21 protein-coding genes are annotated in these 23,738 nt (G+C 75.7%); 18 read left to right on the forward strand and 3 right to left on the reverse strand.

From position 1 onward, the window contains the following. Nucleotides 1–8: 8 nt before the first annotated feature. The 3 genes from ACZ466_RS45155 to ACZ466_RS45165 all read right to left on the reverse strand — a co-directional run bounded on the left by ACZ466_RS45155 (nt 9) and on the right by ACZ466_RS45165 (nt 4,369). Nucleotides 9–881, reverse strand: coding sequence for an SDR family oxidoreductase (locus ACZ466_RS45155; protein WP_378283076.1), 873 nt, complete (start codon nt 879–881; stop codon nt 9–11). Between the two features lie 63 nt (nt 882–944). Beyond that, nucleotides 945–3,707, reverse strand: coding sequence for an AAA family ATPase (locus ACZ466_RS45160; protein WP_378283075.1), 2,763 nt, complete (start codon nt 3,705–3,707; stop codon nt 945–947). After that, entirely contained in the window at nt 3,704–4,369 is a 666-nt protein-coding gene (locus ACZ466_RS45165) for a TetR/AcrR family transcriptional regulator (protein ID WP_378283074.1), read from the reverse strand. Before ACZ466_RS45165 ends, ACZ466_RS45160 begins: the two co-directional genes overlap by 4 nt. A gap of 169 nt (nt 4,370–4,538) precedes the next feature. Here ACZ466_RS45165 and ACZ466_RS45170 point away from each other — a divergent pair, with 169 nt between their 5' ends. From ACZ466_RS45170 to cnbZ, 18 genes are all read left to right on the forward strand, one after another. Then, a complete protein-coding gene (locus tag ACZ466_RS45170; protein ID WP_378283073.1) occupies nt 4,539–4,946 on the forward strand; it encodes an FAS1-like dehydratase domain-containing protein in 408 nt (135 codons plus the stop codon). Beyond that, the gene (locus ACZ466_RS45175) at nt 4,943–5,365 is read left to right on the forward strand and encodes a MaoC/PaaZ C-terminal domain-containing protein (protein ID WP_378283072.1); all 423 of its coding nucleotides are present in this window, start codon (nt 4,943–4,945) and stop codon (nt 5,363–5,365) included. Before ACZ466_RS45170 ends, ACZ466_RS45175 begins: the two co-directional genes overlap by 4 nt. Further along, complete coding sequence (locus ACZ466_RS45180) at nt 5,362–6,759, forward strand: OB-fold domain-containing protein (RefSeq protein WP_464041945.1); 1,398 nt, start codon at nt 5,362–5,364, stop codon at nt 6,757–6,759. The genes ACZ466_RS45175 and ACZ466_RS45180 overlap by 4 nt, the downstream gene beginning before the upstream one ends. A 1-nt stretch (nt 6,760) precedes the next feature. Then, a complete protein-coding gene (locus tag ACZ466_RS45185; RefSeq protein WP_378283070.1) occupies nt 6,761–7,960 on the forward strand; it encodes an acetyl-CoA acetyltransferase in 1,200 nt (399 codons plus the stop codon). Beyond that, on the forward strand, nt 7,957–8,988 hold the full coding sequence (locus ACZ466_RS45190; protein WP_378283069.1) for an LLM class flavin-dependent oxidoreductase: 1,032 nt from the start codon (nt 7,957–7,959) through the stop codon (nt 8,986–8,988). Before ACZ466_RS45185 ends, ACZ466_RS45190 begins: the two co-directional genes overlap by 4 nt. After that, nucleotides 8,985–10,445: an amidase gene (locus ACZ466_RS45195; RefSeq protein WP_378283068.1), complete on the forward strand. Its 1,461-nt coding sequence runs from the start codon at nt 8,985–8,987 to the stop codon at nt 10,443–10,445. The genes ACZ466_RS45190 and ACZ466_RS45195 overlap by 4 nt, the downstream gene beginning before the upstream one ends. Beyond that, complete coding sequence (locus tag ACZ466_RS45200) at nt 10,442–11,473, forward strand: LLM class flavin-dependent oxidoreductase (RefSeq protein WP_378283067.1); 1,032 nt, start codon at nt 10,442–10,444, stop codon at nt 11,471–11,473. Before ACZ466_RS45195 ends, ACZ466_RS45200 begins: the two co-directional genes overlap by 4 nt. Nucleotide 11,474: 1 nt before the next feature. Beyond that, complete coding sequence (locus tag ACZ466_RS45205) at nt 11,475–12,911, forward strand: aldehyde dehydrogenase family protein (RefSeq protein ID WP_378283066.1); 1,437 nt, start codon at nt 11,475–11,477, stop codon at nt 12,909–12,911. A gap of 68 nt (nt 12,912–12,979) precedes the next feature. Then, nucleotides 12,980–13,957 (forward strand): ABC transporter permease, encoded by a 978-nt coding sequence (locus ACZ466_RS45210; RefSeq protein WP_378283065.1) that lies wholly within the window; start codon nt 12,980–12,982, stop codon nt 13,955–13,957. Then, nucleotides 13,954–14,865 (forward strand): ABC transporter permease, encoded by a 912-nt coding sequence (locus tag ACZ466_RS45215; RefSeq protein ID WP_378283064.1) that lies wholly within the window; start codon nt 13,954–13,956, stop codon nt 14,863–14,865. The genes ACZ466_RS45210 and ACZ466_RS45215 overlap by 4 nt, the downstream gene beginning before the upstream one ends. Then, on the forward strand, nt 14,862–16,511 hold the full coding sequence (locus ACZ466_RS45220) for a dipeptide ABC transporter ATP-binding protein (RefSeq protein ID WP_378283063.1): 1,650 nt from the start codon (nt 14,862–14,864) through the stop codon (nt 16,509–16,511). The genes ACZ466_RS45215 and ACZ466_RS45220 overlap by 4 nt, the downstream gene beginning before the upstream one ends. Nucleotides 16,512–16,523: 12 nt before the next feature. Beyond that, complete coding sequence (locus tag ACZ466_RS45225) at nt 16,524–18,146, forward strand: ABC transporter substrate-binding protein (RefSeq protein ID WP_378283062.1); 1,623 nt, start codon at nt 16,524–16,526, stop codon at nt 18,144–18,146. Continuing rightward, nucleotides 18,134–19,681 (forward strand): AMP-binding protein, encoded by a 1,548-nt coding sequence (locus tag ACZ466_RS45230; RefSeq protein WP_378283061.1) that lies wholly within the window; start codon nt 18,134–18,136, stop codon nt 19,679–19,681. The genes ACZ466_RS45225 and ACZ466_RS45230 overlap by 13 nt, the downstream gene beginning before the upstream one ends. Further along, the gene (locus tag ACZ466_RS45235) at nt 19,678–20,460 is read left to right on the forward strand and encodes an SDR family NAD(P)-dependent oxidoreductase (protein WP_378283060.1); all 783 of its coding nucleotides are present in this window, start codon (nt 19,678–19,680) and stop codon (nt 20,458–20,460) included. Before ACZ466_RS45230 ends, ACZ466_RS45235 begins: the two co-directional genes overlap by 4 nt. Then, complete coding sequence (locus ACZ466_RS45240; protein ID WP_378283059.1) at nt 20,457–21,380, forward strand: SMP-30/gluconolactonase/LRE family protein; 924 nt, start codon at nt 20,457–20,459, stop codon at nt 21,378–21,380. The genes ACZ466_RS45235 and ACZ466_RS45240 overlap by 4 nt, the downstream gene beginning before the upstream one ends. 40 nt (nt 21,381–21,420) lie before the next feature. Continuing rightward, nucleotides 21,421–21,906 (forward strand): cupin domain-containing protein, encoded by a 486-nt coding sequence (locus ACZ466_RS45245; protein ID WP_378283058.1) that lies wholly within the window; start codon nt 21,421–21,423, stop codon nt 21,904–21,906. Next, nucleotides 21,903–22,970 carry an LLM class flavin-dependent oxidoreductase gene (locus ACZ466_RS45250; protein ID WP_378283057.1) on the forward strand — a complete coding sequence of 356 codons (1,068 nt, stop codon included), beginning with the start codon at nt 21,903–21,905 and terminating at the stop codon, nt 22,968–22,970. Before ACZ466_RS45245 ends, ACZ466_RS45250 begins: the two co-directional genes overlap by 4 nt. Next, nucleotides 22,967–23,725 carry a 2-amino-5-chloromuconate deaminase CnbZ gene (gene cnbZ / locus ACZ466_RS45255; RefSeq protein WP_378283056.1) on the forward strand — a complete coding sequence of 253 codons (759 nt, stop codon included), beginning with the start codon at nt 22,967–22,969 and terminating at the stop codon, nt 23,723–23,725. Before ACZ466_RS45250 ends, cnbZ begins: the two co-directional genes overlap by 4 nt. The last annotated feature ends 13 nt before the right edge of the window (nt 23,726–23,738 follow it).

Raw genomic sequence — 23,738 nt, forward strand, 5'->3', positions numbered from 1 at the left:
CGGCCCCGTCACCGACCGGGAAGGAGGGCGGCGAGCGTGTCGGCGGACCAGGGTTCGGCGGTCTCGAACGTCCGCTCGGGCCGCCATCCCCCGAGGGGTGAGATGCGGTCGCCGCGCAGCGTGAACACCTGTCCGGTGAGCTCGCAGGACGGGCTCGCGAGGTAGGCGACCAGCGGGGCGAGGTTCTCGGGCGCGAAGGGGTCCAGCGAGCCGTCCTCCGGTCCGGCGACCGTGTCCGCGATCGCGGGCGTGGCGAGCGTCAGGCGGGTCCGCGCGGCGGGCGCGATCGCGTTGGCGCGGACGCCGTAGCGCTCCAGCTCCGCGGCGGCCACCAGCGTGAGCGCGACGATCCCGGCCTTGGCGGCGGCGTAGTTGGCCTGGCCGGGCAGGGTCTTGGTGACGCCGGACGCGGACGTGGTGTTGATCACCGACGCGCGGACCCGGTGCCCCGCCTTGTGCAGGGCCTTCCAGTAGGCGGCGGCGTGGTGCAGCACCCCGGCGTGGCCCTTGAGGTTGACCGACAGGACGGCGTCCCACTGCTCCTCGGTGAGGTTCGCGAGGAACGCGTCGCGCAGGATCCCCGCGTTGTTCACCACGATGTCCAGGCCGCCGAAGGCGTCGACCGCCGCCGCGACGAGGCCGCCCGCCGCCGACCAGTCGGAGACGTCGGAGGTGTCGGCGACCGCGGTGCCCCCGGCCGCCTCGATCTCGGCGACGACCGCCTTGGCCGGGCCCCCGTCCGCGCCGCCGCCGTCGTTCGCGGTGCCGGCGTCGTTGACGACGACCTTCGCGCCCTCGCGCGCCAGCAGCAGCGCGTGCGCGCGGCCGAGCCCCCTGCCCCCGCCGGTGACGACGGCGACCAGACCATCAAGTGTTCCCATGCCGTCGAGCATGGTCGGAGCCGGCCGCCCGCTGACAGTGGGGAAAGCCCTACCCGGTAGCGGTCACGCGGCGCCGGTGCGGCCCGTGGGCTCGGCGTCGAGCATCCTCGCCAGCTCGACCCGGCTGCCGCAGCCGGTCCTGCTGTAGAGGCGGGTCAGGTAGGCCTCGACGGTCTTGACGCTCAGCCCCATCGCGGTCGCGATCTGCCGGTTCGGCTTGCCCAGCCGCACGAGTTCGGCGACCTGCCGCTCGGTGGCGGTGAGCCCGCCCGTCTTCTTCCGCGGCTTGGGCACCCGCAGGCCGCGCATGCGCAGCGCCGCGGCCGCGCGGCGGCGCCACGGCAGGGCGCCGAGACGGTGGAACTCGATCGCCGCCTCCCGCAGGTTCTCGGCGGGGTCCACCCCGGCCAGACCCAGGTACAGCCGGGCCCTGGCCTGCAGCGGCGCGAGCCGGTGCGCGTCGGCCAGTTCCAGCCCGGAGCGCAGCGGCGCCGTGTCACCGGTGGCGTGGCCGCGCTCCAGGAGCATGACGGCGCGGGTGTGGTGGTCCAGGGTGGACAGGCCCAGCCGGTCGATCTCGTCCAGCGCCGCGACCACCCCGCCGGGCTCGCCGTGCAGCGCCTCGGCCTCGGCGAGCCGGCACAGGACGCGCAGCAGGACGGTCCCGTGCAGCCCTCCGGCGGCCAGCCGGCGGCGCAGCCGGGACCGGGCCACGTCCGCGTCGCCGCTCAGCATCTCGATGTGCGCCAGCTCGGCGTCCAGCAGCCCGGCGGGCGCGCCGTCGTCCTGCGCCGCGCGCAGCACCTCCCGCGCGGCCGGCCAGGCGCCCCGCGACGACAGGACCGCCGCGTGGTGGAGCCGGAGCTGCTCCACGTAGGCGTTCATGCCGGCGGCGCGGAGCGGCCCCACGGCGGACTCGATCACCGTGACGGCCCTGTCCCAGTCGCCCAGGTGCACCGCGTTGCGGGCCTCCGCGACCACCAGGTCAGGGCGGTGGGCGGTCGCGCCCGTCAGCGCCGGCAGGTCCCGTGCCCGGTCGAGCGCCGCGGCGCACCGGCCCGTGTCGCCGAGCGTGGCGTAGCCGAACGCCAGCGCCGCGTACGCGCTCGCCCGCGCCGCCGGGGCGCCGTCCGCGGCGGCGGCCTCCAGCTCGGCGAGCAGCGTGACGATCTCGTCGCCGCGCGGCTCGACGCAACGCAGGTGCACCAGGTCGGCCAGGACGTGGATCCGCTCGCCGGCCGCGTCCCGGTCCGGCCCGGTCCGCCGCCGCAGGTGCGCGATCGCCTGCTCGGCAAGCGTGTCGGCACGGCCGGTGTCGCCGGTCGCCGCGTGGACGTAGGCGGCCTGCGACGTCAGCCGCGGGCTGCTGCGCTCGTGCAGCAGGGCCTGCTCCCGCGCCACCAGGCGCTTGGCCTCGGCGAGCAGGCCCTGCTTCATGAGCGCGCTGGCGAACAACGCCGCCAGCTTGGTGCGTTCGGTGCCGGGCGCGAGGTCGCCGAGCGCGTCCAGCCCGATCGCCGTCGCGGCACGGGGCTCGCCCGCCCGGATGAGCGCGCGGGCCGTGCGGACGGCCGTCCGGGCGTGCTCGGGGTCGCCCGGCGGGGTGAGCGCGAGCGCCCTGCGGAACCAGGGCAGCGCGCCGGCCGGGTCGTCGGCGCCCGCCCGCTCGCCCTCGGCGAGCAGCGCCGCGACGGCGTCGCGGTCGCCCACCCGCGCGATCTCCAGGAAGAGCCGCGCCACGTCGTGCCGCTGGTCCGGGTACTCCGGACGCGTCCGCAGCAGGTCGATCGCCGCGCGGTGCCAGCGCTCGCGGATCGCGGGACCGGTCTCGGCGCGCAGCGCCTCCCGCAGCACCCGGTGCCGGAAGCGGTACCGGCCGCCGCCGGCGGCCTCCAGGATCCCCTGGTCCACCAGGTCGTCGAAGCGGGCCTCGGCCTCGGCGTCCGCGACCCCCGCCAGCCGCGCGGTCAGCGGCGCGGTCGCGGCCGAGGTCGGGTCCAGGACGGCGAACGCCTGCGCGAACCGCTGTTCGGGCTCGCCCGGAGCGAAGAACCGGGCCAGCAGCGCCTTGCGCCGGGGGACCGAAGGCTCCGGCAGCTCCGGCGGCCCCTCGCCGCCGGGGCCCGCGGCCAGCAGCTCCTCGGTGACGCAGCGGAGCAGCGCCGGATTCCCCGCGGTGCCGGCGACGGCGGCCGCGATGAGCGGCTCCGGCGGCCCGCCCAGCGCGGCGGTGAGGTACTCGGCCACGGCACCGGCCGAGAGCCCCTCGACGGGCGCGATGGTGAGCAGGCCGGCCGCCGACAGGCGGTTGAGCACGGAGGTGATCCCGGTGGGGGAGTACGGCCGGGGCCGCGTCGCCGCCAGCATGCCGAGCGCCGGCCCGTGCGGGCCGCGCAGCGCCTCGCCGATCGCGGCGGCGCTCGCGTCGTCGAGCTGGTGCAGGTCGTCCACGACCAGGACGGCGGGGGCGCCGTCGGCCAGGTCCTGCAGCGCGTCGGCGGCGGCCGGGACCTCGCGGCCGGGCGGCGCCGCGAACGCCCGCCCGGCCTCCCGGAACCCGGCGACCAGCGCGCCCAGCGGGACGGGCCGCAGCAGCGGGTCGCAGCGCACCCGCAGCACGCGCAGGCCGCGCCGGGACGCCAGCGAGCTGGAACGATCCAGCAGGGCGGTCTTGCCGATCCCGGCCTCCCCGACGAGGGCCACGGCACCGCCCGACGACAGGCCGCCCTCCTCCAGCAGGCCGTCCAGCCACGCCAGCTCGGCCGCCCGGCCGACGAACAGGCCGTCCGGCGCGGCCGGCGGGGTCTTCGGTGCCTTCGATGTCATCGGAGGGTGCTCCTCTCGTCCGCCGGGAGCAGGAGGACCGCCATGGCCTGCCCGGCCAGCCGCCTCCGCAGCGCCTCGTCGGACATCGTGGTCCGCGCGCGGATCGCGTTGCGGCACATGCCGACCACCGAGGTCACCGCGAGCCGCGCGGCGGCCTCGGGCAGGTCGGGGCTGGCCTCGCGGAGCAGCGCGAGCATCCGTCCCCGGAACCGCCGGCTCGACGCCAGCACCCCGGCGCGCCCGCCGGTGTCCAGCGCGGGCATCGTGTCCTCGATCAGCAGCGCCAGGTGGCGGTGGCCGACGATGAAGGCGATGTAGGCCTCCACCAGCTCGGCCAGCGCCTCGCCCGGGGCGAGGTCCGGGTCGGTCCCGGCGTCGCCGGTCCGGCGGGCGAGCTGGTCGCAGCCGTCCTCGACGACGCTGGCCAGCAGCGCCCGCTTGGTGGGGAAGTGGCGGTAGACCGCCGGGCCCGTGACGCCCGCGGCCCGGCCGATGTCGTCCACGGTGGTGGCCGCGTAGCCCTTCTCGATGAACAGCCGCGCGGCGTGCCGCATCACCAGCCGGCGCCGGACGCCGTGCCTGCGCGCGGCGCTCTCCGGCACCTCGGCGGCGTCCTCGAACCACGCCCCGGCGGCGGCCCCGGCCGTCCCGGCGTCGGACATCGCGGCCTCCTTGCTCCCGGGAAACGTGAACGTAGCCTAACTCTTCGCCGCGCCGCAACGCTCCGGTCAGCGGAAAGGCCGCCGGCCGCCGGAAAAGCCAAGGGTCTTCCTTACTAGCGGGGGTCCGGACGCAGGGGGTCGAATCGGGGCAGACGAAGGGGTGGTACAGATGTTCGACGTCCTGATCGAGCGGGGGAAGATCCGCGAGTTCGCGCTCGCGACGCGGTCGTCCCACCCGGACTTCACGGGCCCGGCCGCGCTCGCCCCGCCCACGTTCCTGAACGCGGCGAGCCGGATCTGGGCCGACGAGCCGCTCGACATCGCCCGGGACCTCGGCTTCGACCCGGCCCGGACGCTGCACGGCGAGGAGGAGTTCGTCTTCCACGCCGCCCCGCCGCGGGCCGGGGACCGGCTGGGCGTCACCGTCCAGGTGACCGGCCGCGCCGAGAAGACCCGCCGGAACGGGGACCGGATGCGGCTCGCCGTCGTGGTCCGGGAGTTCCGCGACGCGGCGGGACGGCTGGTCGCCGAGCAGCGCAGCACGCTGGTCGAGACGGGCCCGGGGGAGCGGCCGTGAGCCTCGCCACCGGAGCGCCGGAGGCCGGCGCGGCCGGTCCCGAGCGCGTGTTCGGCCCGGTCACCCGCACCGACATCGTCCGGTACGCGGGCGCGTCCGGCGACTTCAACCCGCTGCACCACGACGAGGCCAGGGCCCGCGAGGCCGGGCTGCCCGCCGTGCTCTCGATCGGGATGTACCAGGGCGGCCTGCTCGGCACCTACGTCACCGACTGGCTCGGCACCGCCTTCCTGCACCGGTTCCGGCTGCGGTTCTCCGACCGGGTCTGGCCGGGCGACGTGCTGGCCTGCACCGGCACGGTCACCTCCGCGACGCCGGTGGACGGCGCCGTGCGCGTGGTCGCCGAGCTGCGCTGCGTCCGGCAGACCGGCGACGTCGCGGTGACCGCGGTCGCCGAGTACCTGTGGGGGAGGCCATGACCCGGATCGTCGCGCGCGGCGTCCACCTGCCCCTGCACCGGCTCGAGCGGGCGTCGATCGGTGCGGGACGCGGCACCCGGGCGGTGGCCTCCCACGACGAGGACACCACCTCGATGGCCGTCGCCGCCGCCCGGACGGCGCTGGCCGGTGCGGGCGGGCACCTCCCCGGCACCGTGCTGTTCTCCACGAGCGCGCCCGCCTACGCCGACCGGACCAACGCCACGGCCGTCCTGGCCGCGCTCGGCCTGGACGGCGACGCCGCCGCCTACGACTTCACCGGCTCGGTCCGGTCGGGGATCGGCGCGTTCCGGGCCGCCGCCGACGCGGCGGCCGTCGGGCGCACCACCCTGGCCGTCGCCTCCGACATCCGCACCGGGCTGCCCGGGTCGGCCGAGGAGCGCGACGGCGGCGACGCCGCGGCCGCGCTGGTCTTCGCGCCCGACGGGCCGTGCCTGGCCGAGGTCGTCGCGACCGCCGCCGTGAGCGCGGAGTTCCTGGACCGCTGGCGGACGCCCGGCGAGGCGGCCCCGCACGTGTGGGAGGAGCGCTTCGGCGCCGCCGTGTACGCGCCGCTGGCCGCGCGGGCCCTGGAGCAGGGGCTCAAGGCGGCCGGGCTGGACGGCGGCGACGTCGGCCACCTGCTGGTGACCGGGCCGCACGGCCGCGCCGTCGCCGCCGCCCGCAGGGCCGCGGGCGTCCGTCCGGAGGCGGTCGCCGACGACCGGTCCGGCGCGGTCGGCGTCACCGGGGCCGCGCACCCCTACCTCATGCTGGCCGACGCGGTCGAACGGGCCGCGCCCGGCGACGCGATCGTGCTGCTCGTCCTGGCCGACGGCGCCGACTGCGTGGTGCTGCGCGCCGGGGAGCTCGCGGGCTCGGCCCCGGGGCCGGCGGTCGCCGGCGCGCTGCCCGGCCGCCCGGTCGCGCACCAGGACATGCTCGTCTGGCGGGGGCTGCTGCGCCGCGAGCCGCCCCGCCGCCCCGACCCCGACCGCCCGGCGGCGCCGCCGTCCCACCGCGCCGCGGACTGGAAGTTCGCCTTCACCGCGAGCCGGTGCGAGGACTGCGGCGCCCGGCACCTGCCGCCGCAGCGCGTCTGCCGCCGCTGCCGCGCCGCCGACCGGATGGCGCCCGAGCCGCTCGCCGGCCGCCCCGGGACGATCACCACCTTCACCGTCGACCACCTGGCGTACTCGGTCGCGCCGCCGGTGGTGGTCGCGGTCGTCGACCTCGACGGCGGCGGCCGCCTGCAGTGCGAGCTGACCGACGCCGACGCGGAACGGGTGCGGGTCGGCGACCGGGTGGAGCTGACCTTCCGCCGGCTGCACACGACCGCCGACGGCGTCCACGACTACTTCTGGAAGGCGCGACCCGTTCGCGGAGAGGAGCACTGAGATGGCCTCACGGGGCATCCGGGACCGGGTGGCGATCGTCGGGATGGGCTGCACCCGGTTCGGCGAGCACTGGGACCGCGGCGTGGACGACCTGCTGATCGACGCCGCGCGGGAGGCGCTGGAGTCGGCCGGGATGACGCCGGACGAACCCGACGCGTACTGGCTGGGCACCGTCGGCTCGGGCCGGTCGATGACGCTGTCGCGCGCCCTCAAACTCGACTACCGGCCGGTCTCCCGGCTGGAGAACCTGTGCGCCACCGGCAGCGAGGCGTTCCGCAACGCCTGCTACGCCGTCGCCTCCGGCGCCTACGACGTGGCGATGGCGATCGGCGCGGAGAAGCTCAAGGACTCCGGCTACTCCGGGCTGGTCAGCCCGAAGCCGCCGAACGACGGCACCGAGATCGCGCTCACCGCGCCCTCGATGTTCAGCCTGCTGGTGCCCGCCTACCAGAACCGGTACGGCGTGGACGACGGGCCGATGCGCGACGTCCTGGCGCGGATCGCCTGGAAGAACCACGCCAACGGGGCCCTCAACCCGCGCGCGCAGTTCCGCAAGGAGGTGCCGGTCGAGGTCATCAAGAAGAGCCCCCGCGTGTCCGGCGCGCTCGGCGTCTACGACTGCTCGGGCGTCAGCGACGGCGCCGCGGCGGCGATCATCGTCCGGGCGGAGGACGCCTACCGCTACACCGACCGGCCGCTGTTCGTGAAGGCGCTGTCGTTCGTCGCCGGGCCCTCCACCGGGCCCATGGACGACACCTACGACTACACGACCTTCGACGAGGCCGTCCGGTCCGCCGCCGACGCCTACGCGCAGGCCGGGATCGAGGACCCGGCGGCCGAGCTGGCGCTGGCGGAGGTGCACGACTGCTTCACGCCGACCGAGCTGGTGCTCATGGAGGACTTCGGGTTCTCGCCCCGCGGCCAGGGATGGAAGGACGTGCTCGCCGGCCGGTTCGACCGCACGGGCGAGCTGCCCGTCAACCCCGACGGCGGTCTGAAGAGCTTCGGCCACCCGCTCGGCGCCAGCGGGCTGCGGATGCTGTTCGAGTGCTGGCTGCAGCTGGGCGGCCGGGCGCCGGCCGACCGGCAGGTCCCGACCGTCGCCGAGGGCCGCACGCTCGGCCTCACCCACAACCTCGGGGGCCAGCCCGGCGCGTGCGTCAGCTTCGTGTCGATCGTGGGAAGCGAGCCGTCGTCATGACCCTGCGCTTCGGGCTGTCCTACCTCTTCCGGCACCCGCCGGGCACCTCCGCGTCCGCCGTGTACGGGGCGAAGCTGGAGCAGATCCGGCTCGCCGAATCGCTCGGCCTCGACGACGTCTGGGTGGGCGAGCACCACTTCGTCGACGACGGCTGGCTGCCCTCGCCCCTCACCGCCGCCGCGGCGATCGCGGCGGCCACCGGGCGGATCGGCATCGGGACCAACGCGCTGCTGCCCGCCCTGCACCACCCGATCCGGCTCGCCGAGGACGCGGCCGTCGTCGACGACATCTCCGGCGGCCGGCTGCTGCTGGGCGTCGCGCTCGGCTACCGGGCCCGCGAGTTCGAGGTGCTCGGAATCCCCCACCGGGAACGCGCGGGGCGCCTGGAGGAGGCCGTCGGCATCCTGCGCCGCTGCTGGACCGAGGACCGCTTCACCCACGCCGGGCGCCACTACGCCTTCGCCGACGTCGCCTGCCGTCCCGTGCCGGCACAGCGGCCGATCCCGATCTGGGTCGGCGCGGCCGAGGCGCCGGCCGCGCTGCGCCGGGCCGCCGTCCTGGGCGACGGTTGGCTCAGCGGCGGCGCGCCCCGCCCGGAGGCCCGCGCCCGCTACCTGGAGATCCTCGCCGAGCTGGGCAAGGACGGGCCGAACCCGCCGATCGCCGCGTCCAGCAGGCCCTACATCTTCGTGACGCGCGACCCCGAACGCGACCGGCACGCGCTGCGCTCCGCCGCCGTGGAGCAGACCCGGACGGCCGAGCGCTGGTACGCCGAGGCGGGCCAGGCGCTGCCCGGGGGCCTGAGCGTCGAGCAGCTCACCGACCTGCTGTTCCTGGTGGACACGCCGGAGAACGTCACCGCGGCGATCCTGGAGTCGTACCGGCAGGGCGCCTACACCCACCACATCCACACGCCCAACATCCTCGGTGTGCCCGTCGAGCGCTGCACCGAGTCGGTGGAGCTGTTCGCGACCGAGGTCGTCCCGGCCGTGCGGGCCGGGCTCGCGGCCGAGGCGGTGGCCCCATGACCGCGACCGGAACCGATCCCTGGCTCGACGCCACCGCCCAGGCCGAGCTGGTCCGCGACGGCCGGGTGAGCCCGCGCGAGCTGGTCGAGGCCGCCGTCGAGCGGGTGCGCGCGACGCACGCCGACCTCAACGCCGTGATCCACGAGCGGTTCGACCGGGCGATCGAGGAGGCGTCCGGGCCGCTGCCGGACGGAGCGTTCCGCGGCGTCCCGATCGTGGTGAAGGACCTCTACACGCCCTCGGCCGGGGACCCCGCCCACAACGGCGCCCGGTTCCTGAAGGAGGCCGGGTGGCGCGCCGGCCACGACGGAGCGGTCGTGCGGCGGCTGCGCGCGGCGGGGTTCGTGCTGATCGGCCGGACCAACGTCCCGGAGTTCGGCTCCGGGGCCTCGACCGAACCGCTGGCCTACGGGCCGACCCGCAACCCGTGGGACCCGCGGCGCTCGCCCGGCGGATCGTCCGGCGGGTCGGCCGCGGCGGTGGCCGCGGGGCTGGTACCGGTCGCGCACGCCAACGACGGCGGCGGCTCGCTGCGCATGCCCGCGAGCATGTGCGGGCTCGTCGGCCTGAAGCCGACCCGCGCCCGGATCAGCCAGGCGCCCGCGGGCGCCGCCTGGGGCATCGGCGCGACCGCCGACGGGGTGCTCACCCGGTCGGTCCGGGACACGGCGGCGGTGCTGGACGTGCTGTCGGGCCCCGAGCCGGGCGACCCGTTCGCAGCGCCGGCCCTCGCCCGTCCGCTGGTCCGGGAGGTGGTCGCCGACCCCGGCCCGCTGCGCGTCGGCCTGCTCGACCACCCGCCGGTCGACGGCGTCCCGGCCGACCCGGTGACCGCGCAGGCGGTCAAGGACACCGGGGTCCTCCTCGAAAAGCTGGGCCACCGGGTCTCCTACGACCACCCGCCCGCGCTGGACGCCCCGGACTTCTCCGTGCGGTTCTTCAGCCTCACCGCGGCGTCGCTGGCCGCCGAGATGGCCGGGTGGGGCAGGCGCCTGGGCCGTCCGATCGCCGACGACGAGCTGGAGGTGCCCAACAACGCGCTCGTCCCGCTCGGCCGCGACATGTCGGCCGTGCAGTACGTGGAGACGGTGGAGTGGATGCACGCCTTCCAACGGCGGATGGCCGGCTGGTGGGCCCCGGGCGGGTTCGACGTGCTCGTCACCCCCGTCCTCAACGGCACCCCGCCGCCGCTCGGCTGGTTCGCCGACCCCGCCGAGGGGCGGCTGCGGGTGCGGGAGGTCCACCAGTACACCGCGCAGTTCAACGCGACGGGGCAGCCCGCGCTGTCCCTCCCGCTGTACGAGACGCCCGGCGGGCTGCCGGTCGGCGTGCAGTTCGTCGCGGCCTACGGGCGCGAGGACCTCCTCGTGCGCCTGGCCGCGCAGCTCGAACAGGCGCTTCCCTGGGCCGGGCGCCGTCCTGGCCCCCAGCTTCGACCCACGGAGGACGGGCGATGAGATTCGGCGTGCAGTACCTCTTCAGGAGGCCGGCCGGCGACGAGCGGTCCATGGCGCGGGTGTACGCGCAGGAACTGGAGCAGATCCGGTTCGCCGAGCAGCTCGGGTTCGACGACGTGTGGGTCGGCGAGCACCACTTCGTCGAGGACGGATGGCTGCCCTCCCCGCTGGCCGCCGCGGCGGCGATCGCGGCCGTCACCTCGCGGGTCGAGATCGGGACGAACGCGGCCATCCCCGCCCTGCACCACCCGATCCGGCTCGCCGAGGACTGCGCGGTCGTGGACGCGATCTCCGGCGGACGGCTGCTGCTGGGCGCCGCCCTCGGCTACCGGGCCCGCGAGTTCGACACCCTCGGCGTGCCGCACCGGCAGCGCGCCGGGCGGCTGGAGGAGACCGTCGAGATCCTGCGCCGGTGCTGGACCGAGGAGTCGTTCTCCTTCTCCGGCCGCTACTTCGCCTTCGAGGACGTGCGCTGCCGCCCGCGGCCCGACCGCGCCGCGATCCCGGTGTGGATCGCGGCGGCCGAGGCCGAGCGGTCGCTGCGCCGGGTCGCGCGGATCGGCGACGGCTGGCTGGCCAGCGGCGCCCCGCAGTGGCACGCCCGCAAGACCTACCTGGCCGCCCTGGACGAGCTGGGCAAGCCGGTGGACCGGCCCCCGATCGCCGCGTCCAGCAAGCCGTGGCTGTTCGCCACCCGCGACCCCGAACGCGACCGGGTGTGGCTGCGCCCGCTGGCACGGGCCATGATGGCCACCGCGCAGGCCTGGTACGACGAGGCCGGGCAGCAGTTCCCCGGCGGCTTCACCGGGGAGCAGCTCGCCGACCGGCTGCTGCTCGTCGACACCCCGGAGAACATCGTCGCGGAGATCCGCCGCGCCCACGCCGAGGGCTCCTTCACCCGGCACATCCACCAGCCGATCCTGCTGGGCGCGCCGCCCGACCGGGCCGCCGAGGCGCTGGAGCTGTTCGCCGCCGAGGTGCTGCCGCACGTGCGTTCGCTCGGCGAGCCCGCCGAAGAGGGCGAGTGAGATGACCGCCACCCTCCGGCACGACCGCCTGTTCATCGACGGCGCCTGGACCGGGCCGGGCACCGCCGAGACGATCGAGGTGATCGACTCCACCGACGAGCGGGCCATCGGCGCCGCGCCCGCCGCCACCGCCGCCGACGCCGAGCGCGCCGCACGCGCGGCCCGCGACGCCTTCACCGGCTGGGCCGCCACCACCGGGGAGGAACGCGCCCGGTCCCTGGAGGCCGCGGCCGAGCACCTCACCGGGCGCGCCGCCGAACTGGCCGAGCTCATCACCCGCGAGACCGGGATGCCGCTGGCGCACTCGCGGGCCGTCCAGGTCGAGCTGCCGATCGGCAACCTGCGCGAGGCGGCGCGGCTGGCCCGGGCCGGGGTCGCCGACGAGGAGATCGGCCACTCGCTGGTCGTCCGCGAGCCGGCCGGGGCCGTCGCCTGCGTCACGCCGTGGAACTTCCCGCTCCACCAGAGCATCGCCAAGGTCGCGTTCGCGCTGGCGGCGGGCTGCACCGTCGTGCTGAAACCGAGCGAGGTCGCGCCGCTGGACGCCTTCGTCCTCGCCGAGGCGCTCGACCGCGCCGGGCTCCCGCCGGGCGTGTTCAACCTCGTCACCGGGACCGGGCCCGAGGCGGGCGAGGCGCTGGCCGCCAGTCCCGACATCGACATGGTCTCCTTCACCGGCTCCACGGCCGCCGGGCGCCGCGTCGCGGCCCTCGGCGCCGGGACGGTGAAGCGGATCGCGCTGGAGCTCGGCGGCAAGTCCGCCAACATCCTGCTCGACGACCTGGACGGCGACGCCCTCGACGCGGCCGTGCTGAACGCGGTGCGCCGCGCCTACGGCAACTCCGGCCAGACCTGCGTGGCGCTCACCCGCCTGCTCGTCCCCGCGGCCCGCCTCGCCGAGATCGAGGAGCGGGTGACAGAGGTCGTGCGAGACCTGGTCGTCGGCGACCCGTTCGACGAGCGGACCGACCTCGGGCCGCTGGCCTCGGCCGCGCAGCGGGAGCGCGTCCAGGGCTGGATCCGCACCGGCGCCGGCGAGGGGGCGCGGCTCCTCACCGGCGGCCCCGGCGCGCCCGGCGGCCTCGACCGCGGCTTCTACGTGCGGCCCACCGTGTTCTCCGGCGTGCGGCCCGGGATGCGGATCGCCCAGGAGGAGATCTTCGGCCCGGTGCTGTCCATCCTGGCCTACCGCACCGAGGACGAGGCCGTCGAGATCGCCAACGGGGTCCGGTACGGGCTCTCGGGCGCGGTGTCCTCGGCCGACCCCGGCCGCGCCGAGCGCGTCGCCCGCCGCCTGCGCACCGGGCAGGTCGACGTCAACGGCGCCCCGTTCAACCCCCGCGCGCCGCTCGGCGGCTACAAGGAGTCCGGCATCGGCAGGGAGTACGGCCGGTACGGGTTCGAGGAGTTCCTGGAGATCAAGTCGATCCAGCGCTGATCCGATCGGCGCTGCGCGACGTCGTCGACCATCGGGCCGGGCCGCCGGCCCCGGGAGGGAGGCAGCCGATGCTTCGCTACATCTGCGGCCGCGTCTTGCAGGGAGCGTTCGTCCTGTGGGCGGCGTTCACCCTGTCGTTCTTCGTGCTGTACGCGCTGCCCTCCGACCCCGCCAAGGTCGTCGCGGGGCCCAACACCAACCTGACGCCCGAGCAGCTGGAGGCCGTCCGGCGCCAGTTCGGCTTCGACCGGCCGCTGCTCGTCCAGTACGCCGCCAAGCTCGGCGACGTCCTGCAGGGCGACCTCGGACGCTCGATGCAGAGCCGCCAGTCGGTCGGGAGCCTGCTCGGGGGCCAGCTGCCCGCGACGCTGCAGCTCGCGGCCGTCAGCCTGGCCGCCTCGGTCCTCGTCGGCGGCGCCATCGCGGTGCTGGCCACCTACGTGCGGGGACGCCGGCTCAAAGGGCTGCTGCTGACGCTGCCGCCGGTCGGGGTGGCGCTGCCGCCGTTCTGGGTCGGGCTGCTGCTCCTGCAGCTGTTCGCCTTCCACTGGCCCCTGCTGCCGCCCATCGGGAACAAGGGCTGGGAGAGCCTGGTGCTGCCCGCGGTGACGATGGCCGTACCGACGGGGGCGCTGCTGGCTCAGCTGCTGGCCAGGAGCCTGGAGACCACCCTGCGGGAGGGGTACGTCGCCACGGCCCACGCGAAGGGCGCGAGCAGGGCCCGCATCCATTTCCGGCACGCGCTGCGCAACGCCGCGCTGCCCACGGTGACGATGCTCGGCCTGCTGGTCGGCAACCTGCTCGCCGGAGCCGTCATCGTCGAGACCGTCTTCTCCCGGCAGGGGCTCGGCCGGGTGACGGTGGACGCGGTCACCAACCAGGACCTGCCCGTCGTCCAGGGGCTGGTGATCCTCGGCGCCCTGATCTTCGTGCTGGTGAACCTGGCCGTCGACCTCGTCTACCCGGTGCTGGACCCGAGGGTCGGCCAGGTCGGGCGGCCGGCCCGTCCCAAGATCGCGGCGCGGGTGGAGGTGGCGGCGCGATGAGCGAGCTGGAACTGCGCGAGGCCGGCGACCGGATCGCCACGCCCGCCGCGCCGCCCGAGCCGGTCGGCGCGCCCGCGCGGCGCGGCCGGCACCGCCTTCGGTGGCGGGCCCCGCGGCGGCCCGGGCCGGCGCTGGCGCTGTCGCTGGCCTGGCTGGCGCTGGTGCTGCTGGCCGTGCTGGTCCCGGCCGCGCTGACCTCGGCGGACCCGCTGGCCACCGAACCGGCCGCCAAGCTGTCGGTGCCGTCGGCCGACCACCTGTTCGGCACCGACCAGCTCGGCCGCGACCTGCTCTCGCGGGTCGTGCACGGCGCCGACCCCTCGCTGCGGGCCGCGTTCCTGGCCACCCTGCTCGGCCTGGTGGCCGGGGCGCTGCTCGGGCTGGTCGCCGGGTTCTTCCGCCGGCTGCCCGACACGATCATCATGCGGGCCGTCGACGTCATCCTGTCGATCCCGAACATGCTGGCCTCCCTGGCCCTGATCGCGCTGCTGGGCTCGGGGACCGCCCAGGTCGCCCTCGCCGTCGGCTTCGCCGGCATCGCCAACTGCGCGCGGGTGATGCGCGCCGAGGTGCTGAGGGTCCGGGAGAGCGTGTTCGTCGAGGCCGCGCGGGCCTCCGGGAACACCCTGCGCCGGGTGCTGCTGCGGCACGTCCTGCCCAACTCGATCGGGCCGGTGCTGGCGCTGGGCGCGCTCCAGTTCGGGGTGTCGATCCTGGCGGTGTCGTCGCTGAGCTTCCTCGGCTACGGGGTCCGGCCGCCCGATCCCGAATGGGGCTCGCTGATCTCCTCCGGCCGCGACTCGCTGGCGACCGCGTGGTGGCTGACGACCCTGCCCGGCGTCGTCGTCGTGCTGACCGTCCTGGCCGCCAACCGCGTGGCCCGCGCCCTGGGGGGAGAGGGCCGATGAGCGGCGCCCTGCTGGAGATCGAGAACCTGTCGGTCGACTACCGCCTGGCCGGCGGCTCGATCGTGCACGCCGTCCGGGACGTGTCGCTGAGCGTGGCGCCCGGTGAGACCGTCGCCGTCGTCGGCGAGTCCGGATCGGGCAAGACGACGACCGCGCACGCCGTCGTCGGGTTGCTGCCCGCGGCGTCCCGGATCGCGGGCGGGCACGTCCGGTACGCGGGCGAGGACCTGCTCGGGCTCTCCGCGCGGCGCTCCCGCGCCCTGCGCGGACGGGAAATCGGGCTCGTCCCGCAGGACCCGTCGACCTCGCTGAACCCGGTCAAGCGGATCGGCGACCAGGTCGCCGAAGTGCTGATCGTGCACGGACTGGCAGGGCGGCGGGAGGCGCGGGAGAAGGCCGTGGCGGCACTGGCCGACGCGGGACTGCCCGATCCCGAGGTGCGGGCCATGCAATATCCGCACGAGCTGTCCGGCGGCATGCGGCAGCGGGTCCTGATCGCGATCGCCGTCGTCGCCGAGCCGCGCCTCATCGTCGCCGACGAGCCCACCAGCGCGCTGGACGTGACCGTGCAGCGCAGGATCCTCGACCACATCGCCGAGCTGTCGGAGGCGTCCGGCAGCGGCGTCCTGCTGATCACCCACGATCTGGGCGTCGCCGCCGAGCGGGCCCAGCGCGTGGTGGTGATGTCCGGCGGCCGGGCCGTGGAGGAGGGCGCGGCGCGCGACGTGCTGAGCGACCCGCGGCACGACTACACGCGGCGGCTCATCGCCGCGGCGCCCAGCCTGCGCGTCCGGCCGGCCCGCGTCACCGAGCCGGAGCCCGCCGAGCCCGCCGGACCGGGCGGGCCCGTTGAGGCCGCTCGCGACGACCACGTCGTCGTCGAGGGCCTCGTCAAGCGGTTCCGGGCGCCGCGGGCCGCCGGCGGCGGCGAGATCACCGCGGTCGACGGGGTCGGCTTCGCGATCCCGCGCGGCCGCACGTTCGCGCTGGTCGGCGAGTCCGGATCGGGCAAGACCACGACGGCGCGGATGGTGCTGCGGCTCGCCGACCCCACCGCGGGACGGATCGTCCTGGGCGGCGAGGACGTCACCGCCGCGCGCGGCCGCCGGCTGCGCGCGCTGCGCCGCCGGATGCAGGTCGTCTACCAGAACCCCTACGTCTCGCTGAACCCCCGGCTGACCGTCGGCGGGATCATCACCGACCCGCTGGAGGCGTTCGGGGTGGGCACCCGCCGCGAGCGGCGCGCCCGCGCCGCCGAATTGCTCGACGCGGTGGCCCTCCCCGCCGGCGCGTTCGACCGCAGGCCCGCCGAGCTGTCGGGCGGCCAGCGGCAGCGGGTCGCGATCGCGCGGGCGCTGGCGCTGGAACCGGAGCTGATCGTCTGCGACGAGCCGGTGTCGGCGCTGGACGTCTCCGTCCAGGCCCAGATCCTCGACCTGCTGCGGACGCTGCAGGACGAGCTCGGCCTGACCTACCTGTTCATCTCGCACGATCTCGCGGTGGTCTCGCTCGTCGCCCACCGGGTGGGCGTCATGCGGCGCGGCCGGCTGGTGGAGTCCGGCCCGGCCGGCCGCGTCCTGGACGACCCGCGCGACCCCTACACGCAGGAACTGCTGGCCGCCATCCCAGGCCGGCCGAGGAACTAAAGGAGTCGGGACATGCACACCAGACGCGGGCCCCGGGGCGCGCTCGCCGCCGTTCCGGTGGCGCTGGCGCTCCTGCTCACCGCATGCGGAGGCGGCGGCGCGGAGGAGGGCGGCTCCGGCGACGGCGGGACCCCCAAGCCGGGCGGCAGGCTCCGCCTGGCCCTCACCACGGACCCGATCACGCTCAACCCGCGCGGCAAGACCTCCGGCAACGAGGCCATGTACGTGCTGCGCCAGATGTACGACTCGCTGGTCGAGCAGAACCCCGACACCGGCGCGTTCGAGCCCTGGCTGGCCGAGTCCTGGAAGATCAGCAAGGACGCGCGGACGTTCACCTTCACGCTGCGGCAGGGCGTCACCTTCTCCGACGGCAGCCCCCTCACCGCCCAGGTCGCCAAGGACAACTTCGACGACATCCTGGCCAACTCCGCCCAGGAGAGCCCGCAGATCGTCACCGCGTTCGCCGCCTACAAGGGCTCCAGGGCGGTGGACGCGCGCACCGTCGAGGTCACCTTCACGACGCCGAACGCGCCGTTCCTGGCGGGGGCGTCCTCGCCCCAGTTCGCGATGATCTCTCCGGCGGCGCTGAAGCGGAAGTTCGAGGAGCGCGGCGACCAGGTCGCCGGGACCGGGCCGTTCGTCCTGAAGTCGTACCGCAAGAACGCCGGCGTGCTGCTGGCCAAGCGGCCCGGGTACGCGTGGGCGCCCAGGAGCCGCGCGCACGCGGGCGACGCCTACCTCGACGAGGTCGAGTTCCCGGTCATCCCCGAGGCCGGGGTCCGCACCGGCAGCCTGGCCACCGAGGACGTCGACGCCATGGCCGGGCTGCTGCCCGCCGACGTGAAGACGGTGCGGCGCGGCGGCGCCCGGATCGTGTCGCGGCCCAAGCCGGGCACCGTGTACGGGCTGATGCCGCTGGTCAACGTCCCCCCGCTGGACGACGTGGCGGTGCGGCGCGCACTGGCCCACGGGATCGACGGCAAGGAGGTCGTCGACACCGTCCTCAGCCCCGAGTTCAAGCCCGCGACCGGCGCGGTCACCTCCACCACCCCCGGCTACACCGACCTGCGCGGCACCTTCGCCTTCGACCCGCGCAAGGCCGAGGCCGCGCTGGACGCGGCCGGGTGGCGCAGGGGCGCCGACGGGATCCGCGCCAAGGACGGCAAGCGGCTGAGCCTGCCCGTCGGCTGGTTCACCCAGTTCAGCGGCAGCCAGCAGGCCCTCGAACTGATCAAGGCGCAGCTCGCGAAGATCGGGGTCGAGATCACGCTGGTGAAGAAGACGCCGGCGGAGATCGTCGCGGGGCTGGCCGCGTCCGAGTTCGGCTTCTTCTGGTACAACATCGCCGGCGCGGACGGCGACGTCCTCCGGCAGGTCTACACCGACGCCCCGCCGAACTACCTGCACCGCGACGACCCGCGGCTCCAGGAGCTGCTGGGCAGGCAGGCGGCGATCCAGGATCCGGCCGAGCGCGCCAAGGTGCTCGCCGACATCCAGCGGCACATCCACGACCAGGCGCTGGTGCTGCCCGTCTTCGAGGAGACCACGCTGATCGCGACCGCGCCGTCGGTGCACGGCCTGCGGCTCGACGCGGGCGCGATGCTCGGCTCGCTGTACGGCGCGTGGCTGTCCTGATGGCCCGCCCCTTCGAGGACGTCGCGGGGCTCGTCGACACGCTCGCGGCGGCGGAGCCGGACCGGACGGTCCTGGTGTGGGCGCCGTTCGACGGCCCGTCCCGGAGCTGGACGGCCCGCGCGCTCGCCGACGAGACCCGCCGCTGCGCGGCCGGGCTGGCGGATCGGGGCGTGCGGGCCGGGGACCGGGTCGGGATCCATCTCGGCAACCGCCCCGAGTTCGTCGTCGCGTGGCTGGCCTGCGCCCGGCTGGGGGCGGCGGCGGTCACCAGCAACACGCGGCTGCCCGCCCACGAGCTGCGGTACGTGCTCGCCGACAGCGCGCCGGCGGCGGTCATCACCCAGCCGGAGCACGCCGGGACGGTCGTGCGGGCGGCGCCGCGGGGCGGGGTGCTGGTCACGACCGGCGGGGGAGGGCCGCGCGGGGCGGTCCCGTTCGAGGAGCTGCTGAGCGGCCCGCCGCTGCCGCCCGGGGAGCCGGTCGACCCGACGACCCCGTGCGGCGTCCAGTACACCTCCGGCACGACGTCGCGGCCCAAGGGCGTGGTGTGGACGCACGCCAACGCGCTGTGGGCGGCGACGTCGGGCGCGCGGGTCCTCGGGCTCGGGCCGGACGACGTTCAGATGGTCTACCTGCCGCTGTTCCACACCAACGCGCTGGCGCTGTCGTTCCTGCCGGCGCTGGCGGCGGGCGCGACGACCGTGCTGCTGCCGCGCTTCTCGGCGAGCCGTTTCTGGGACGCCGCGCGCGAGCACGGCTGCACCACCGCCAGCATGACCGGCTTCGCGCTGCGCGCCCTGGCCGCGCGCCCGGACCCGGCCGGCGGCCACCGGTTCCGGCTCTGGGCGGCGGGCGCCGGAGACCAGCCCCTGGTCGCCGAGCGCTGGGGGATCCGGCTGATCGGCTGGTACGGGTCGACCGAGACGGTCGCGGTGTGCCTGGCGGGCGACCCGGACCGCCCGGGGCCGCCGGGGTCGATGGGCAGGCCCGTGCCGGGCTACGAGGTCGCCGTCCGCCGCCCGGACGGCACCGCCGCCGGGCCTGGCGAGAGCGGGCGCCTGTGGGTGCGGGGCGCGCGGGGCGTCACCACGTTCCTGGAGTACCTGGACGATCCCCTGGCCACGGCCGCCGCCTTCGACGCGGACGGCTGGTACGACACCGGCGACGAGGCAGCCGCGGACGCCGCCGGATGGTTCTTCTTCCGCGGGCGCGCCAAGGACATGCTCAAGGTCGGCGGCGAGAACGTCGCGGCCGTCGAGATCGAGACCGTCGTGGCGGGCGTGGACGGCGTCGCCGAGTGCGCCGTCGTCGCCGGCCCCGACCCGATGCTCGACGAGGTCCCGGTCGCGTTCGTCGTCGCCTCCGGCCGGGTCCCGGACCTGGCCGGGCGGATCCGGCTGGCCTGCGATCGCGCGCTGGCCGACTTCAAGCGCCCGCGCGAGATCCACCTGGTGGACGCGCTGCCCAAGGGCACGCTCGGCAAGGTCCTCAAGAACGAGCTGCGGGCACGGCTGAGAAAGGAGCCGGCACGATGACCGGAGAGCACGTGGGCAGGACGGCGCTGGTGACGGGCGCGGGCGGCGGCATCGGCCGGGCGGTGGCGCTGCGGCTGGCCGCCGAGGGCGCCGCGGTCGCGATCGTCGACGTGGACGGCGCCGCGGCCGAGAAGACGCGCGCCGAGGTGGCCGAAGCGGGCGGCACCGCCGCCGCGTACACCGCCGACGTGTCCGTTGACGCCGACTGCGCGCGCGGCGTGGCCGCGGCGGCCGACCGGTTCGGGGGCATCGACGTGCTGGTGAACAACGCCGCGATCCTGACCCCGGGCGGCTCGGTGGCCGACCTGCCCGAGGAGGACTGGGATCGGGTGCTGGCCGTCTCGCTCAAGAGCGTGTATCTGATGAGCCGCCACACGATCCCGCACCTGCGGCGCCGCGGCGGCGGCGCCATCGTCAACCTGGCCTCGGTGCACGCGTTCGCCACCGTCCCCGGGGCCGCGGCCTACGCGGCGGCCAAGGGCGGCGTCGTGGCGCTGACCCGGCAGATGGCGCTGGACCTGGCGGCCGACGGCGTCCGCGTCGTCGCCGTCGCGCCCGGCGCGGTCGACACCGCCATGCTGCGCGAGGGCGGCACCGTGACCGACGCGGACTTGGAGCGGGCCGGGTTCCCGCTGGACCGCCGCCGGGCCGGCCGGGTCGGCGGGCCGGAGGAGATCGCCGCCGTGGTGGCGTTCGCGGCCTCGGAGCGGGCCTCGTTCGTCACCGGCACGACGATCACCGCCGACGGCGGCCTCCTGGCGAACTTGGTGCAGCGGTGAGCGGGGGCGCGGAGGTGAAGTACGCGGGCCCGGAGACGCTGACCGTCGTGACCGGCGGCCACTCCTTCCTCGAAGGACCGCGCTGGCACGACGGAGCGCTGTACGTGTCCGACTTCTACACGCACCGGGTCTTGAGGATCGCGCTCGGGGCCACCGGCTCCGCCGGGCCCGTCGAGACGGTCGCCGAGATCGAGGGCAGGCCGTCCGGGCTCGGCTGGGACGCCGAGGGCCGCCTGCTGGTCGTCTCGATGCTGGACCGCACGCTCTACCGGGTGTCCGGCGGCGTCCCGGAGCCCGTCGCGGACCTGGGCGCGCTCGCGACCGGCCCCTGCAACGACATGCTGGTGGACGGGCAGGGCCGCGCCTACGTGGGCAACTTCGGCGGCGACGGCGAGGCGGACTCGCCCCTGGTCGACGCCGTCCTGGCCCGGGTGGACCCCGACGGGACTGTCACCGCCGCCGCCGACGGGCTGCGCTTCCCCAACGGCGTCGCGCTGACCCCCGGCGGCACGCTGCTGGTGGCCGAGACCTACGGGGCCAGGATCACCGCCTTCGACGTCGCGCCCGACGGTGCGCTGACGGGCCGCCGCGTCTGGGCGGACCTGTCCCGGGACGGCCTGGCGGCCACGGCCCGCGGCATGATCGCGACCGGGGCGGTCCTGCCGGACGGCATCGCGCTGGACTCCGAGGGCGCCCTGTGGGTGGCCGACGCGGCCGGTTCGGGCGCGGTCCGGGTCCGCGAGGGCGGCGAGATTACCGAGCGGGTCGGCACCGGCGACCTCACCGCGTTCTCGGTGGCGCTGGGCGGGCCGGACGGCCGCACGCTGTTCCTGTGCGCCTCGCCGCGCCTGTTCGAGACCGACTACCCGAACGACCACCGGTCGGCGGTGCTGTCCCGCCGGGTCGACGTGCCCGCATGAGAACGATGACCGATGAACCGATGAACCGAGGAGGACGGCCATGGCGCAGGCGCGGATCGTCAGGGGCGGCGAGGGGCGGGCCTACGGCGACGCCCCCTGGCTGTTCAAGGCGACCGGAGACGACACCGGCGGCCGGTTCGACTTCATGGTCGGCGAGGTGGCCTACCTGTCGGGGCCGTCGCTGCACACCCACGACGAGCAGCACGACACCTTCTACGTCCTGGACGGGGTGCTGACCGTGCAGGCCGGGGAGGAGGTCTTCGAGCTGCGGCCCGGCGACTTCGTCACGTTCCCGCCGGGCGTCCCGCACACCTTCGACAACGTCCGCGAGGACCAGGGCCCGGTCCGGGCGATCAACGTCATGACGCCGGGCGGGCTGCACGAGTTCTTCGCCGCGGCCGCCGATCCCGCGCTCGGGGAGGCGGACCTGGCGGAGACGGCCCGGCGGTTCGGCACCAGGGCCGGCCCGACGCTCGGCGTCCGGCTCGGCCTCGCCGAGGATCCGACCACGGGGGGAGCCCGATGAAGTTCATCACGCTGCCGCACCTGTCCGGCGAGCGCAAGCCGCCCAACGAGCGGCTGGTGGAGCAGGTGGACAACGCCGTGCTCGCCGAGGAGTTCGGGTTCGACGGCTACGGCATCGGGGAGCGGCACGAGCGGCCGTTCGAGGAGTCCTCGCCGCCGGTGCTGCTGAGCAACATCGCGGCCCGCACGTCCGACATCAGGCTGTTCACCACGGTGGCCACGCTGAGCCTGCACGACCCGGTCCGCGCCTACGAGGACTACGCGACGCTCGACCACCTGGCCGGCGGCCGCCTCGAACTGATCATCGGGAAGGGGAACGGCACCGTCCAGGAGAGCCTGTTCGGCGTCCCCGCCGACCAGGTGCGCGACCGGCACCGGGAGAACTACGAGCTGTTCCGGCGGCTGTGGCGGGAGGACCGGGTGACGTGGGAGGGCCGGTTCCGGCCCCCGCTGCGGGACGCCGAGGTGCTGCCGCGCCCCCTGCGGCCGGTGCGGATCTGGCACGGCAGCGCGACCAGCACCGAATCGGTCGAGCTGGCGGCCCGCTTCGGCGACCCGCTGTTCGCCTCCAACGGCGGGCGCCCGATCGAGCCGTTCGCCGAGCTGATCCGGCACTACCGGGAGCGGTGGGAGTTCCACGGCCACGATCCCGCCGACGCCCTGGTCGGCGCCGGGACGGCCGGGTACTACGGGGCCCGGAACAGCCAGGACGCGATCGAGCGGTACCGCCCGGTGTTCGAGTCCCGGCTGGCCGTCAACAACGAGTACGGGCACTTCCTGACCTTCACCTCCTTCGAGGACTTCGTCGAGCGGAGCTCCGCGCTGATCGGCAGCCCGCAGCAGATCATTGAGAAGGTGCACCGCTACCACGAGGCCTTCGGGCACGAGGTCCTGCACATCCATGTCGACGGCGACGTCCTGGACCGCAAGGAGTACTTCGAGACGCTGGAGCTGTTCCAGAGCGAGATCGCGCCGGTGCTGCGCAGGGAGCTGCCGAGCCGGCCGTTCCCTCCGCTGCCAGGACCGGCCTGGCCGGAGACGTTCTTCTCGGAGGCGCGCCGATGACGGCCCGGACGGAGAACCCCGCGGGCGGCTACGCCTACGTGCCCGGGCTCAGCTTCGCGAGCCAGGGGGTCGCGGCGCTGCCGGGATTCACGATCGTGCGCGCCGTCCTGCCACGGCCGCTGCCGCTGGCCGCCGGGTTCGCGGCCGTCGAGCGGCGGCTCGCGGACGAGGGCCGCCCGCCGGCCGCGCTGTGCGGCCTGGAACTGCGGATGCCCGGCGCCCTGACGCGGCAGGGCTTCGTCGACTTCAACGCCGCCTACGTCGGCCGGCTGGACGCATGGGGCCTGCTCCGGGACGGGGTGCCGCCGCTGGCCAGGACGAACGTCATCCCCGTCGGCGACCCGCCGCCCGAGCCCGCGGTGCACGCCTTCTCCTACACCGTCCCCGGCGGCGGGCCGGGCGGGACCTACGTGGTGTCCGGGGTCGCCGAGGTGCCGCTGGGGTCGGACTTCCCCACGGGGATCGTGCGGCCGGGCGAGCGCGACGCGGACGCGCTCGGGGAGAAGGCGACCGTGATCATCGGTGAGATCCGGCGCTGCCTGGACGCCCTGGGCGTCCGGTGGGAGCCGTCGGACCCGGTGACCCTGTACTCGCCGCACGCGGTCGCGGCGGAGGTGGCGCACGAGCGGCTCGCCGCGGTGGCCGGGGTGCGGCCGCGGTCCGGCGTCGCGTGGCAGCGCACCTGGCCGCCGGTGACCGGGCTGGAACTGGAACTGGACGTCCGGCGCGTCGGCGCCGACCTCTACCTTCCTTGACTTTTCGTCGTTT

This window comes from Actinomadura rugatobispora, from assembly GCF_055379765.1.